This is a genomic window from Streptomyces sp. NPDC008317 (assembly GCF_042955955.1).
Classification (GTDB): Bacteria; Actinomycetota; Actinomycetes; order Streptomycetales; family Streptomycetaceae; genus Actinacidiphila.
The window spans coordinates 747,737-760,459 of the sequence record NZ_JBIBFQ010000004.1; the positions used below are offsets into that span (position 1 = coordinate 747,737).

Annotated in this window: 15 protein-coding genes; 9 read left to right on the top strand and 6 right to left on the bottom strand. The window is 70.3% G+C overall.

Translation table 11 applies throughout. The features are described from left to right. The 3 genes from ACFY9V_RS16565 (at position 1) to ACFY9V_RS16575 (ending at position 1,108) form a co-directional block, all read left to right on the top strand. Positions 1 to 171 carry a hypothetical protein gene (locus ACFY9V_RS16565; protein ID WP_391161684.1) on the top strand — a complete coding sequence of 57 codons (171 nt, stop codon included), beginning with the start codon at positions 1 to 3 and terminating at the stop codon, positions 169 to 171. An 87-nt stretch (positions 172 to 258) separates the two neighbouring features. Next, on the top strand, positions 259 to 546 hold the full coding sequence (locus ACFY9V_RS16570) for an RHS repeat-associated core domain-containing protein (protein ID WP_391161745.1): 288 nt from the start codon (positions 259 to 261) through the stop codon (positions 544 to 546). 433 nt (positions 547 to 979) lie between these two features. Further along, positions 980 to 1,108, top strand: coding sequence for a hypothetical protein (locus tag ACFY9V_RS16575; RefSeq protein WP_391161685.1), 129 nt, complete (start codon positions 980 to 982; stop codon positions 1,106 to 1,108). A 49-nt stretch (positions 1,109 to 1,157) separates the two neighbouring features. On the opposite strand, the gene ychF is transcribed toward ACFY9V_RS16575, so the two are convergent. Next, on the bottom strand, positions 1,158 to 2,246 hold the full coding sequence (gene ychF / locus ACFY9V_RS16580) for a redox-regulated ATPase YchF (protein WP_355347978.1): 1,089 nt from the start codon (positions 2,244 to 2,246) through the stop codon (positions 1,158 to 1,160). Between the two features lie 229 nt (positions 2,247 to 2,475). Here ychF and ACFY9V_RS16585 point away from each other — a divergent pair, with 229 nt between their 5' ends. After that, positions 2,476 to 3,039 carry a DUF6542 domain-containing protein gene (locus ACFY9V_RS16585; RefSeq protein ID WP_391161686.1) on the top strand — a complete coding sequence of 188 codons (564 nt, stop codon included), beginning with the start codon at positions 2,476 to 2,478 and terminating at the stop codon, positions 3,037 to 3,039. Here ACFY9V_RS16585 and ppgK read toward each other — a convergent pair. Together ppgK and ACFY9V_RS16595 are read right to left on the bottom strand one after the other, a co-directional pair. Then, positions 2,960 to 3,697, bottom strand: coding sequence for a polyphosphate--glucose phosphotransferase (ppgK, locus tag ACFY9V_RS16590; RefSeq protein ID WP_355347972.1), 738 nt, complete (start codon positions 3,695 to 3,697; stop codon positions 2,960 to 2,962). The genes ACFY9V_RS16585 and ppgK overlap by 80 nt on opposite strands. A 30-nt stretch (positions 3,698 to 3,727) precedes the next feature. Further along, positions 3,728 to 4,726 (bottom strand): 4-hydroxy-3-methylbut-2-enyl diphosphate reductase, encoded by a 999-nt coding sequence (locus ACFY9V_RS16595; RefSeq protein ID WP_355347969.1) that lies wholly within the window; start codon positions 4,724 to 4,726, stop codon positions 3,728 to 3,730. An 88-nt stretch (positions 4,727 to 4,814) separates the two neighbouring features. Here ACFY9V_RS16595 and xseA point away from each other — a divergent pair, with 88 nt between their 5' ends. The 3 genes from xseA to ACFY9V_RS16610 all read left to right on the top strand — a co-directional run bounded on the left by xseA (position 4,815) and on the right by ACFY9V_RS16610 (position 7,171). Next, positions 4,815 to 6,023, top strand: a complete 1,209-nt coding sequence (xseA, locus tag ACFY9V_RS16600; RefSeq protein ID WP_355347966.1) for an exodeoxyribonuclease VII large subunit — start codon at positions 4,815 to 4,817, stop codon at positions 6,021 to 6,023. A gap of 154 nt (positions 6,024 to 6,177) precedes the next feature. Continuing rightward, positions 6,178 to 6,459 (top strand): exodeoxyribonuclease VII small subunit, encoded by a 282-nt coding sequence (locus ACFY9V_RS16605; RefSeq protein ID WP_355347963.1) that lies wholly within the window; start codon positions 6,178 to 6,180, stop codon positions 6,457 to 6,459. A 118-nt stretch (positions 6,460 to 6,577) separates the two neighbouring features. Beyond that, on the top strand, positions 6,578 to 7,171 hold the full coding sequence (locus ACFY9V_RS16610) for a malonic semialdehyde reductase (RefSeq protein ID WP_391049214.1): 594 nt from the start codon (positions 6,578 to 6,580) through the stop codon (positions 7,169 to 7,171). 106 nt (positions 7,172 to 7,277) lie between these two features. On the opposite strand, the gene ACFY9V_RS16615 is transcribed toward ACFY9V_RS16610, so the two are convergent. Further along, positions 7,278 to 7,835: a DUF4245 family protein gene (locus tag ACFY9V_RS16615; protein WP_391049212.1), complete on the bottom strand. Its 558-nt coding sequence runs from the start codon at positions 7,833 to 7,835 to the stop codon at positions 7,278 to 7,280. Positions 7,836 to 7,999: 164 nt separating this feature from the next. Here ACFY9V_RS16615 and glpX point away from each other — a divergent pair, with 164 nt between their 5' ends. Continuing rightward, positions 8,000 to 9,031 (top strand): class II fructose-bisphosphatase, encoded by a 1,032-nt coding sequence (gene glpX / locus ACFY9V_RS16620; protein ID WP_355347954.1) that lies wholly within the window; start codon positions 8,000 to 8,002, stop codon positions 9,029 to 9,031. Between the two features lie 138 nt (positions 9,032 to 9,169). Here the strand turns inward: glpX and ACFY9V_RS16625 are convergent, their stop codons facing one another. Both ACFY9V_RS16625 and ACFY9V_RS16630 read right to left on the bottom strand, forming a co-directional pair. Then, entirely contained in the window at positions 9,170 to 9,523 is a 354-nt protein-coding gene (locus tag ACFY9V_RS16625) for a WhiB family transcriptional regulator (protein WP_188281299.1), read from the bottom strand. Between the two features lie 333 nt (positions 9,524 to 9,856). Continuing rightward, on the bottom strand, positions 9,857 to 10,552 hold the full coding sequence (locus ACFY9V_RS16630) for a DUF1707 domain-containing protein (protein ID WP_355347952.1): 696 nt from the start codon (positions 10,550 to 10,552) through the stop codon (positions 9,857 to 9,859). A 132-nt stretch (positions 10,553 to 10,684) separates the two neighbouring features. Between ACFY9V_RS16630 and ACFY9V_RS16635 the strand changes: the two genes are divergently transcribed. Then, entirely contained in the window at positions 10,685 to 12,340 is a 1,656-nt protein-coding gene (locus ACFY9V_RS16635; RefSeq protein ID WP_391049208.1) for a FumA C-terminus/TtdB family hydratase beta subunit, read from the top strand. The last annotated feature ends 383 nt before the right edge of the window (positions 12,341 to 12,723 follow it).

The window sequence follows — 12,723 nt, forward strand, 5'->3', positions numbered from 1 at the left end:
ATGCGCAATCTGAGTGCATTCAGCATGCTATTGAGCGGCCTCGTCCTCGTAATCGCGACAATCGCCATGATCACGACGGACGACATGTGGGTGCGTATCGGGTTCGGCGTGGCGGCGGTGTTCGTCGTGGTGGGCACCGTGCGGGAGATTCGGAACTCCCGACGAGACTGATAAGCCATCTCGGCCAGGTGCCGGGTCACGCCCACATGGCGTGACCCGGCATTCGGTAAGTTCGAAGACCCGCTATGCGCCGCCGCGATCGACCAACGCCTCGCCTACGACGAATTCGGCAACCCCGAAACCCTCACCGCCGCCACCCTCATGGGCGTCCGCCTCTACGACCCCACCACCGGCCGCTTCCTCCAAACCGACCCCATCCCCGGCGGCAACGCCAACGCCTACGAATACTGCAACGGCGACCCCGTCAACTGCTACGGCCTCGACGGTAAATTCGGCAGTTGGCACTGGCGCAACCCGATCCACGTAAGCCGCTGGAGCCCTCTCCACCGCGACTGGGGAAGCGTTGCCAAGAATTCCTGGAAATAGACGAAGCAGCGCACTCGTCACTATTCCCCCGCACCCTTTAATAGTGCCCTGCACTATACAAGCACAGCCTTTCGAAATCACTATTTCCGGGCCTGCCTCTGGGGCGGAGCCTCGGGAATAGGTATTTCCGCAGTGACCAAGGTGGCCAAAAAACTTCTGCCAGGCGCCCTGCTGGTTGGCTGTGCGGTCGGAGCAGGGCAATATCGATAAAACTAAAGAGGGCCAATCGTATGGAAAATAAGCAAAGCAGAAGTCAGGGGAGGTGGCGGGTGAACGAACCTCTGAATTTCATCGGGTTCACCTGCTGCATGGTGTCCATGGTGGTCATACGGGCAGCGTGGCCGCGTTCTCCCGAATGGGTACCTCCGCTTGCCTCAGTGGCGATTGGCTACGTCTGCTGGTTGACGTATCGCCTACTGAGAAGGAGAGGGGAATGAAAGAAGAGCGAGAATTCGGAACTCTCGACGAACGGACCCGCGCCGCCGTCGGCAAGGCGTACACGGACAGCCCCGACGAGGGCGACGAGATGTCGGTACGCCTGCGGATTCGGTGCGGGCCCTGAGGCCGCGCACCTCCTCCGCCGCAGGTCAGACGGCCCTCCGCGCAAGCGGCTACACGTTAAAGCGGAATTCGACCACGTCGCCGTCCTGCATCACGTATTCCTTGCCCTCCATGCGGGCTTTGCCCTTGGCGCGGGCTTCGGCCACGGAGCCGGTGGAGACGAGGTCGGCGAAGGAGATGACCTCGGCTTTGATGAAGCCCTTTTGGAAGTCGGTGTGGATGACGCCGGCGGCCTCGGGGGCGGTGGCGCCGCGCTTGATGGTCCAGGCGCGGGATTCCTTGGGGCCGGCGGTGAGGTAGGTCTGGAGGCCGAGGGTCTCGAAGCCGACGCGGGCGAGGGTGGCGAGGCCGGGCTCCTCCTGGCCGACGGACTGGAGGAGTTCGAGGGCTTCGGCGTCGTCGAGCTCGACGAGGTCGGACTCGAGCTTGGCGTCGAGGAAGATCGCCTCGGCGGGGGCCACGAGGGCGCGCTGCTCGTTCTTGAAGTCCTCGTCGGCCAGCTCGTCCTCGTCGACGTTGAAGACGTAGAGGAACGGCTTGGTGGTGAGCAGGTGCAGCTCGTGGAGGAGGGTGCCCTGCTCGGTGCCCTTGGTGATGCCGCGCGAGAAGAGGGTGTCACCCGCGGCCAGGATCTCCTGGGCGGCCTCGGCGGCGGCGAGGACCGCGGCCTTCTCCTTCTGGAGGCGGGCCTCCTTGGTGAGGCGCGGGATCGCCTTCTCGACGGACTGGAGGTCGGCGAGGATCAGCTCGGTGTTGATCGTCTCGATGTCGTCCTTGGGCGAGACGCGGCCGTCGACGTGCACCACGTTGTCGTCCTTGAAGGCCCGGATGACCTGGCAGATCGCGTCGGACTCGCGGATGTTCGCGAGGAATTTGTTGCCCAGGCCCTCGCCCTCGGAGGCGCCGCGGACGATGCCCGCGATGTCCACGAAGTCGACGGTGGCGGGCAGCACCCGCGCCGACCCGAAGATCTCCGCGAGCGTGCCGAGGCGGGCGTCGGGGACGCCCACGACTCCGACGTTCGGCTCGATCGTGGCGAACGGGTAGTTGGCCGCCAGCACGTCGTTCTTGGTCAGGGCGTTGAAGAGCGTCGACTTGCCGACATTCGGCAGACCGACGATTCCGATGGAGAGCGACACGTGGAGACTTCCCGGAGCGGTGGGCTGGTGGGTGTTCGGACGGCCACCAGTCTACGGGCCGCCGCCGTACCGCCCGGCCGCCCGTCGAACACCGGCCCGAGGACGTCACCGCACCCGGTACGGGGACCGCTCCGAGGACGCGCGCGCCAAAAAGCCCCGCCCCGCCCCGGAGGGGCAAAGCGCGTGTCCCGCCGTGCGATCACCCGACTGCCGTGCCTACTGTAAGTAGGTGGACCAACACAGTGCGCGTTCAGGTGCCGCTCCGGGACCCGGCGGAGAGGCCACAGTCGGGGTGTACCGCGCCCCGCGCCCCCGGCAGGCCGTCATGGCCACCGCGGTACGGCAGACCGTCCACCGGCTGCGTACCGCCCAGCGGCCCAGGCCACGGCTGACCGGCCTCGGCACCGGGCTGCTGACCACCGCCGTGACGGTCGCGGGCGGCGGGATCGACGTCCTGCTCTTCGACGGCCCCGGCGTCTTCTTCGGCCTGGTCTTCGTCGCGGTGTCCGTGGCGGCGGCGGTGTACGTACGCCCGTACGACCTGGTGGCGGCCCCGGTGGCGGCGCCGATCGCCTTCGCCGTGGGCATCGCGCTGACCGCCGACAGCGGGGGCGGCGGCCTGGCCGGTCATCTGCTCGGCATCTTCACCGGGCTGGCGCTGATGACCGGCTGGCTCTACGCCGGGACGGTGCTGGCCGCCGCGATCGTCGGGATCAGAGCTTTGCGGCTGCCATCGCGGCGCCGACGATCCCCGCGTTGTTCTGCAGTTCAGCGGGAACGATCTCGGCGCTGATCCCCTTCACCAGGGGCAGGAACTTCTCCGACTTGCGGCTGACGCCGCCGCCGATCACGAACAGGTCGGGCGAGAAGAGCATCTCCACGTGCGCCAGGTACTTCTGGAGCCGGTGCGCCCAGTGCTCCCAGCTCAGGTCCTCGTCCTCACGGGCCTTGACCGACGCCTTCTTCTCCGCGTCGTGCCCGTGCAGCTCCAGGTGGCCCAGTTCCGTGTTGGGCACGAGATTGCCGTCCACGAACAGGGCGCTGCCGATGCCGGTGCCCAGCGTCAGCATGATGACCGTGCCGCCCCGGCCGCGGCCCGCGCCGAACGTCATCTCCGCGACACCCGCCGCGTCCGCGTCGTTGAGCACCACCACGGGCAGGCCGAGGCGGTCGCCGAGCATCCCGCGCGCGTCCAGGCCGACCCAGCCGCCGTCCACGTTGGCCGCCGTACGGGTGGTGCCGTCCACCACCACCCCGGGGAAGGTCACGCCGACCGGGCCCGACCAGCCGAAGTGCTCGATGACCTGGTGCACCCCGTCGATCACCGACTCCGGAGTCGCGGGCTGAGGGGTGTCGATCTTGTAGCGATCGTCCGACAGGGCGCCCTGGTCCAGATCGACCGGAGCGCCCTTGATTCCCGTACCACCGATGTCCACACCGAACATATTCATGGCCCCCAGGTTAGAGGTGACGGGAAAAAGTCACCTCTTGGCGGATTCCCCGGCGGCGGCCTCGGCACGCAGATCGCGGCGCAGTTCCTTGGGCAGCGAGAACTGGATGGACTCCTCGGCGGAGGTCACCACCTGCACATCGGCGTAGCCGCGCTCGGCCAGCCAGTCCAGGACGCCGTCGACCAGGATCTCCGGGACGGACGCGCCGGAGGTGACACCGACGGTGGTGACGCCGTCCAGCCACGCCTCGTCGCACTCCTCGGCGAAGTCGACCAGGTACGAGGCGCCGGCGCCGGACTGGAGGGCGACCTCGACCAGCCGGATGGAGTTGGAGGAGTTGCGGGAGCCGACCACGATCAGCAGGTCGGCGTCGGCGGCGATCTGCTTGACCGCGACCTGGCGGTTCTGCGTGGCGTAGCAGATGTCGTCGCTGGGCGGCGAGAGCAGGTTGGGGAAGCGCTCCTTGAGCGCGTCCACGGTTTCCATCGTCTCGTCCACCGACAGGGTGGTCTGGGAGAGCCAGACGACCTTGGACTCGTCGCGGACCGTGACCTTGGCGGCGTCGGCGGGGCCGTCGACCAGGTGCATGTGGTCGGGCGCCTCGCCCATCGTGCCGACGACCTCTTCGTGGCCGTCGTGGCCGATCAGCAGGATGTCGTAGTCGTCCTTGGAGTAGCGGACGGCTTCCTTGTGGACCTTGGTCACCAGCGGGCAGGTCGCGTCGATCGAGGCGAGGCTGCGCTGGGCGGCCTCCTCGTGGACGACGGGGGCCACGCCGTGCGCGGAGAAGATCACGATGGCGTTCTCGGGCACCTCGTCCGTCTCGTCGACGAAGATCGCGCCCTTCTTCTCCAGCGTCTGGACCACGTATTTGTTGTGCACGATCTGCTTGCGCACGTAGACCGGGGCGCCGTACTGCTCCAGCGCCTTCTCGACGGTGATCACGGCCCGGTCCACGCCCGCGCAGTACCCGCGGGGGGCGGCGAGGAGGACGCGGCGGGGGCTCGTAGCGGCAGTCATGGGGTCCATCGTACGGGGGCGCTGATCGCACGCGCGGGGGCGTACGGGGGTGCGGCCGTTCGGCGGCGGTGTCGGTCGCGCCCACTACGCTGCGGGCATGGCTCTGAACACCTCGGCGCAGACGCCGATCCCCGTCGGTGAGGTGTCGCGGCTGATCGGCGGCTGGATCGACCGGCTGGGCGCGGTGTGGGTGGAGGGGCAGATCACCCAGTTGTCGCGGCGGCCGGGCGCGGGCGTGGTGTTCATGACGCTGCGCGACCCCTCGCACGACGTGTCGATCACGGTGACGTGCTTCCGCGGTGTCTTCGAGCAGGTCGCGGACGTGGTCGGCGAGGGCGCGCGGGTGGTGATGCACGCCAAGCCCGAGTGGTACGGGCCGCGCGGCCAGCTCTCGCTGCGCGCGGTGGAGATCCGCCCGGTCGGGGTGGGTGAACTGCTGGCGCGCCTGGAGCAGTTGAAGAAGACGCTGGCGGCCGAGGGGCTCTTCGCGCTGGACCGCAAGCGGCCCATACCGTTTCTGCCGCAGCTCATCGGCCTGGTGACCGGCCGCGCCTCGGCGGCTGAGCGGGACGTGCGGGAGAACGCGCGGCTGCGCTGGCCCGCCGTCCGCTTCGAGGTGCGCAATGTGCCGGTGCAGGGCGCGAGCGCGGTGCCGCGGGTGATCGAGGCGGTACGGGAGCTGGACGCGCGTCCGGATGTCGACGTGATCGTCGTGGCGCGCGGCGGCGGCAGCGTCGAGGACCTGCTGCCGTTCTCCGACGAGGAGCTGGTCCGCGCGGTCGCGGCCTGCCGGACCCCGGTGGTCTCGGCGATCGGCCACGAGCCGGACTCGCCGCTGCTCGACCTGGTCGCCGACCTGCGGGCGTCCACCCCGACCGACGCGGCCAAGCGGATCGTGCCGGATGTGCGCGAGGAGCTGGCGCGCGTCCAGCTGGTACGGGACCGGGCGCTGCGGGTGATGCGCGGGCTGCTGGACCGGGAGGAGCGCGGCCTGGAGGCGGCGCTGAGCCGTCCGTCGATGGCGGCGCCGTACGGGATGATCGACGGCCGCGCGGCGGAGGTGGCCGACCGGGTGGACCGGGCCCGCCGTACGCTGCGCCATCTGCTGGAGCGCGCCGACGCGGATCTCTCGCACACCCTGGCGCGGGTGGTCGCGCTGTCCCCGGCCGCGACGCTGCGCCGCGGGTACGCGGTGCTCCAGCGCGAGGACGGCTCGGTGGTACGGGACCCGGCGGAGGTGGCGCCGGACGACGCGCTGCGGGCGCGGGTGGCCGAGGGCGACTTCACGGTGCGCGTCACGGAGTGATGCCGGGGTGGGCGTGGGCGGCGCGCGGTGCGGCGGCCTCGCGCGGTTCGGCGGCGCGCGGTGATGTCGGCGTCGCGCGGTTCGGCGTCGTCACGCGGTGATGCCGGTGTGCGCGTCGCCTGACCTGTCCCACCCCGCGCCTAGGCTTGCCCCCATGGCAGACACGGCAGGCACCACCGATACGGCGGACCGGGAGAGCGGCAGCGCGGCCCTCGGGTACGAGCAGGCGCGCGACGAGCTGGTGGACGTCGTACGGCGGCTGGAAGCGGGCGGCGCGACCTTGGAGGAGTCCCTGGCCCTGTGGGAGCGGGGCGAGGAGCTGGCCAAGGTCTGCCGCCGCTGGCTGGAGGGCGCGCGGGCCCGGCTGGACGCGGCGCTGGCGGCGGAGGAGGACGACGAGGAGGCGGAAGACGTCACGGGGACCGCACAGGAGTGACAGGGGTCACACTTGCCCCAGGGAATGGTTGAACGTTCACCCAGGTTGGTCGGAGTGTTCCGACGCGCCGCCCCCCGGCGCGCGCCCCTCGCACGACCGAAAGACCTGAGGATCCCGCATGACTCTCGTGCTCGACACCGCCGCCCAGGACCTGCTCTTCCGTGAGGCCCGCACCGCCAACACGTTCACCGACGAGCCGGTGACCGACGAGCAGGTCCAGGCCATCTACGACCTGGTGAAGTACGCGCCGACCGCGTTCAACCAGCAGCCGCTGCGCGTCGTCCTGGCCCGTACCGAAGAGGGGCGCGAGCGCCTGGTGCGGCACATGAGCGAGGGCAACAAGGCGAAGACGTCGACCGCGCCGCTGGTGGCGATCCTGGCCGCGGACAACGAGTTCCACGAGGAGCTGCCCACCCTGCTCCCGGTCTTCCCGCAGGCCAAGGACGTGATCTTCGCCGAGCGCCCGGTCCGCGAGCAGTCCGCCGCGCTGAACGCCGCGCTCCAGGTCGGCTACTTCATCATCGGCGTCCGCGCCGCCGGTCTGGCCGCCGGCCCGATGACCGGCTTCGACGCCGACGGCATCAACAAGGAGTTCTTCGCGGACGGCGAGCACTCGGTGCTGGCCGTGGTCAACATAGGCAAGCCGGGCGAGGCCGCCTGGTACGACCGCAACCCGCGCCTGTCGTACGAGCAGGTCGTGACGACCGTCTGATCCGTACGACGGACCGACGTATGTCCGTATGACCGGGCACCTGGTCACACGTACGTCCGTATGACCGGCTACCGGTGGGACGTATGTCCGTATGACCGGCTACCGATTACTGGCCGCCGCGCTCCTTCAGCGCGGCGGCCATCGTCGTCAGCTCCGCGTCCTTGCCGGTGCCCAGTACCACCGTGGTGACGCCCTGCTCCTTGCGGACCAGCGCGTTGTACTTCGGCCCCGCGTAGCGCTCCCAGACCAGGCCGCCCGCGGTGACCGTACGGCCGCCGTCGCGGTGCGCGCCGAAGGTGACGTCCTTGATGTACGGCTCGGCCGCGGCGTTGCTCTGCTCGACGGCGACGTACTGGTCCTCGGGGTCGACGAAGCCGATGTGCCAGGTCACCGCCTGCGGGTCGGCCGCGCTGTAGGTGACCGAGGTGGGCCGCCAGGTCGCGGGCAGCCCCTCGGGCCCCGCCACCTTGTACGGCGCGTCGCGCCGCGCCTGGCCGAGCTCCACCGAGAAGGTGACCGGCTTGGTCGGGTCGGCCTTCGAGTCGTGCGGGATGAACACGTAGATGAGGGCGGCGACGGCGCCGATCACCGCCATCGACAGCACCAGGTCCCGCACGGTCTTGTTGCCACGTTTGTCTGCTGCCACCCGACCATCGTCCCCCATGCCGGGAACGGCCCCGGACGCCGGGGTCCGCACCCTCCACGGGTCCCGGCCCACACCGGGCCCCAGGCGCTCATGTGACGTGCACCCTGCTCATATTCGCGCCGAACCGATAGGGTCGGAACACCCTCATATTCCGGCCGTCCTCGTACAGAAAGGTGCGCGTGATGACCGAACAGCATTTGCCGCCCCAGCTCGAAGTGAGCCCGGAGGCCCCCGACCGCAACCTGGCACTGGAACTCGTACGCGTCACCGAGGCCGCCGCGATGGCGGCCGGACGCTGGGTCGGCAGGGGCGACAAGAACGGGGCCGACGGCGCCGCGGTGAACGCGATGCGCACCCTCGTCCACACCGTCTCGATGAACGGCGTCGTCGTCATCGGCGAGGGCGAGAAGGACGAGGCGCCGATGCTCTACAACGGCGAGCGGATCGGTGACGGCACCGGGCCCGAGTGCGATGTCGCCGTCGACCCGGTGGACGGCACCACGCTGACCGCCAAGGGCATGCCGAACGCGGTGGCGGTGCTCGCCGTCGCCGACCGCGGCACCATGTTCGACCCCTCGGCCGTCTTCTACATGGACAAGCTGGTGGTCGGCCCCGAGGCCGCCGAGTACGTCGACATCACCGCGCCGCCCGCGGTCAATGTGCGCCGGGTCGCCAAGGCCAAGGGCAGCGCGCCCGAGGACGTCACCGTCGTGGTGCTCGACCGGCCGCGGCACGACGGCATCGTGAAGGAGATCCGCGAGACCGGCGCCCGGATCAAGTTCATCGCCGACGGCGACGTGGCGGGCGCGATCATGGCGGTGCGCGAGGGCACCGGCGTGGACATGCTGCTGGGCATCGGGGGCACGCCCGAGGGCATCATCGCGGCCTGCGCGATCACCTGCCTCGGCGGCACGATCCAGGGCAGGCTGTGGCCCAAGGACGACGCCGAGCGGCGCCGTGCGCTGGACGCCGGGCACGACCTGGACCGGATTCTGCACACCAAGGACCTGGTCAGCGGCGAGAACGTCTTCTTCGTCGCCACCGGGATCACCGACGGCGAACTGCTGCGCGGGGTGCGGTACCGCGCGGAGACCGCCACCACCTCGTCGCTGGTGATGCGCTCCAAGTCCGGCACGATCCGGCAGATCGACTCCACACACCGGCTGTCCAAACTGCGGGCGTACAGCGCGATCGACTTCGACCGGGCGCGCTGAGGCCCGCTCCCCGCCTTCGGTACGTCCTTCGGTACGTCGGCTGCCGCCTGCCGCGGCGCACTCGGGCCCCGTATTCCCGGATGCGGCGCGGCGGGCGGCGCCCGGCCGACGAAACTCCTGAGCCGCTGAGCCGTACGGTCAGCCCGCGGCGGCGATCTGCGGGTCGGGGCGCTGGAGTTCGACCTCGCGACGGCGGCGGCGGGCCAGCACCACGCGGCGCTCGGCGGCGGTCATGCCGCCCCACACCCCGTACGGTTCCGGCTGGAGCAGGGCGTGTTCGCGGCATTCGAGCATCACCGGGCAGCGCGCGCACACGCGTTTGGCCGCCTCTTCCCGGGACAGACGAGCGGCAGTGGGCTCCTTCGACGGGGCGAAGAACAGCCCCGCCTCGTCACTGCGGCAGGCGGCCTCCGAGTGCCAGGGCCCGCCCAGATCCCGCGGATGACCGGGCGGGTAGGCGGTGTCCGTGACGGGCTCGATCGGTTGAAGCACGGGATACTCCTGACGACGGCTCGGCGATTGCCACCCTGGCGCGTCACCGACCACTCCCCCGGCGGGCGCGGATCTCAACGGCGGCAGTGCGGCGGCGTGCTCGAACCCCTACCCGCTGTACGCGACTTCATGCGCACCGTGTTCGCCCGGCGCGAGAGCCCCGCAAGCCTGTGACCTGCGGATGGCGGAAACACGCACGATGCTTGGCGCACTTACGCACCATCAATCACAGCCGTTACCGAGTCGGGGGGCGTGAAACCGCCGCTGCCCGCTCACCCGTGCGCGAGGCCGCCTCACCCCGGCGCCGGAGGCTCCCCCGACCGGTCCCGCGCCTCAGCTCTCGAGGTTCTTCTTCGTCCAGTCCTTGACCTTCTTGCCGCGCTTGGCCTTCGCCTCGACGCCGCCCCAGAAGGCGAAGCCGTCGATGCGGACCACCGGCGCGTCGGCGTCCGGCGCCTCGAACGCCTTGACGTCGGAGCCGCCCATGATGCCGACGACCCCGCCGCCGCGCAGCGTCACGTTCTCCGGCAGCTTGACGCTGATGCCGCCCATGATCGCGGTGCAGTGGATGACCAGTTCGGGCGAGGTGAACGTGGCCTCGGTGAGGTCGATCTCGACACCGCCCATGATCGCGACCGCGGTGATCCGGTGGCCGACGCGCCAGCGGCCCTTGCGCTCGGCCCCGCCGAGGATGCCGACCAGGTTCGGGTTCTCGCCGCTGGGGTCGGGGGCGTAGTGGTAACCGCCGCGGGCCGCGGGGGCGGGCGCCGGCGCGCTGGTCCTGCCCACCGGCAGATCCCGTACCAGCGGCTCCAGTTCGCCCATCGTCTTGGCCGCGTAGACCTGGTCGAGCCGCTCGGAGTGCTCCGACGAGTCCAGACGGCCCTCGGCCAGGGCCTCGCGCAGGATGTCGGCGATCCGGTCCCGGTCCGCGTCCGACGCCCGCAGGTCCGCTTCCGCGGTGGGCTTGCCCGTACGCACCGGCTGGGGCTGCTCTTGCGCGCGCTTCTGGAGCTGCGATTCGTCCACGTCCCTACGGTACACAGACGCGATAGATCGCGACTACCCCGAAGTACCCCCTAGGGGTCCGGCCCGCCCGGCCGTTCGGGGGCGTTCTAGAATCGGGAGGCCGCAGCGCCGCCGCCGAGTGAGGAATGCCCCATGCCTGAGTTCGCCTACACGGATCTGCTTCCCCTCGGCGAGGACCCCACCACGTACCGCCTGCTCACCGCCGAGGGTGTCAGCACCTTCGAGGCGGACGGGCGTACGTTCCTCACGGTCGATCCGGAGGCGCTGCGGCTGCTCGCGGCCGAGGCGATGCACGACATCTCCCACTACCTGCGCCCGACCCACCTCGCGCAGCTCCGCCGCATCCTGGACGACCCGCAGGCGAGCCCCAACGACAAATTCGTCGCGCTCGACCTGCTGAAGAACGCGAACATCGCGGCGGCCGGCGTGCTCCCGATGTGCCAGGACACCGGTACGGCGATCGTCATGGGCAAGCGCGGCCAACAGGTCCTCACCGCGGGCGGCGACGAGGAGGCGCTGTCGCGCGGGATCTACGACGCGTACACCAAGCTCAATCTGCGCTACTCGCAGATGGCCCCGCTGACGATGTGGGACGAGAAGAACACCGGCTCCAACCTGCCCGCGCAGATCGAGCTGTACGCGACGGACGGCGGCGCGTACAAGTTCCTCTTCATGGCCAAGGGCGGTGGCAGCGCCAACAAGTCCTTCCTCTACCAGGAGACGAAGGCGGTGCTGAACGAGGCGTCGATGATGAAGTTCCTTGAGGAGAAGATCCGTTCGCTGGGTACGGCGGCCTGTCCGCCGTACCACCTGGCGATCGTGGTGGGCGGGACCAGCGCCGAATTCGCCCTGAAGACGGCCAAGTACGCCTCCGCGCACTACCTGGACGAGCTGCCCGCCGAGGGCTCGGCGGCCGGACACGGCTTCCGGGACAAGGAGTTGGAGCAGAAGGTCTTCGAGCTGACGCAGAGGATCGGGATCGGGGCGCAGTTCGGCGGGAAGTACTTCTGCCACGACGTGCGGGTGGTGCGGCTGCCGCGGCACGGCGCGTCGTGCCCGGTCGCCATCGCGGTGTCCTGCTCGGCGGACCGGCAGGCGCTGGCGAAGATCACCGCAGAGGGCGTCTTCCTGGAGCAGTTGGAGACGGACCCGGCGCGTTTCCTGCCGGAGACCACCGACGAGCACCTGGACGACGACGTCGTACGCGTCGACCTCAACCGGCCGATGGACGAGATCCGCGCCGAGCTGACCAAGTACCCCGTGAAGACCCGGCTTTCGCTGTCCGGGCCGCTGGTCGTGGCCCGAGACATCGCGCACGCCAAGATCAAGGAGCGGCTGGACGCGGGCGAGGAGATGCCGCAGTACCTGCGCGACCACGCCGTCTACTACGCGGGCCCGGCCAAGACGCCCGAGGGGTACGCCTCGGGCTCCTTCGGGCCGACCACCGCGGGCCGGATGGACGCCTACGTCGAGCAGTTCCAGGCCGCGGGCGGCTCCTTCGTGATGCTCGCCAAGGGCAACCGCAGCAAGCAGGTCACCGACGCGTGCGCCGCCCACGGCGGCTTCTACCTCGGCTCCATCGGCGGCCCCGCCGCCCGCCTCGCCCAGGACTGCATCAAGCGGGTCGACGTCCTCGAATACGCCGAGCTCGGCATGGAAGCCGTCTGGAAGATCGAGGTCGAGGACTTCCCCGCCTTCGTCGTCGTCGACGACAAGGGCAACGACTTCTTCCAAGACCCTTCCCCCTCCCCCACCTTCACCACCATCCCCCGCCGCCAAGGCGCCTGACCCCTGCGGGAAGCTCACCGCCTACGGCTCTGCCGCCCGACGGGGGGCCGCGCCGCGGGGCGCGCGCCGCGGGGGGGGCGGTAGCCGCGGGCGCGCACGGCGCAGGCACGAGCGGGTACCGCCCTGCGGGGCGGTGGCTTGCACGGGTGCGCGCTGTCGCCGCCGCGGGGGGCGGGCGCGCGCCATTGGGTAACCGCAGCGGCGGCATGCTCGGACGCGCACGGCGCAGGCACGAGCGGATACCGCCCCGCGGGGCGGTGGCGGCGAGCCGCGGACGCGCACGGCGCGGGCACGAGCGGGTACCGCCCTGCGGGGCGGTGGCTTGCACGGGTGCGCGCTGTCGCCGCCGCGGGGGGCGGGCGCGCGCCATTGGGTAACCGCAG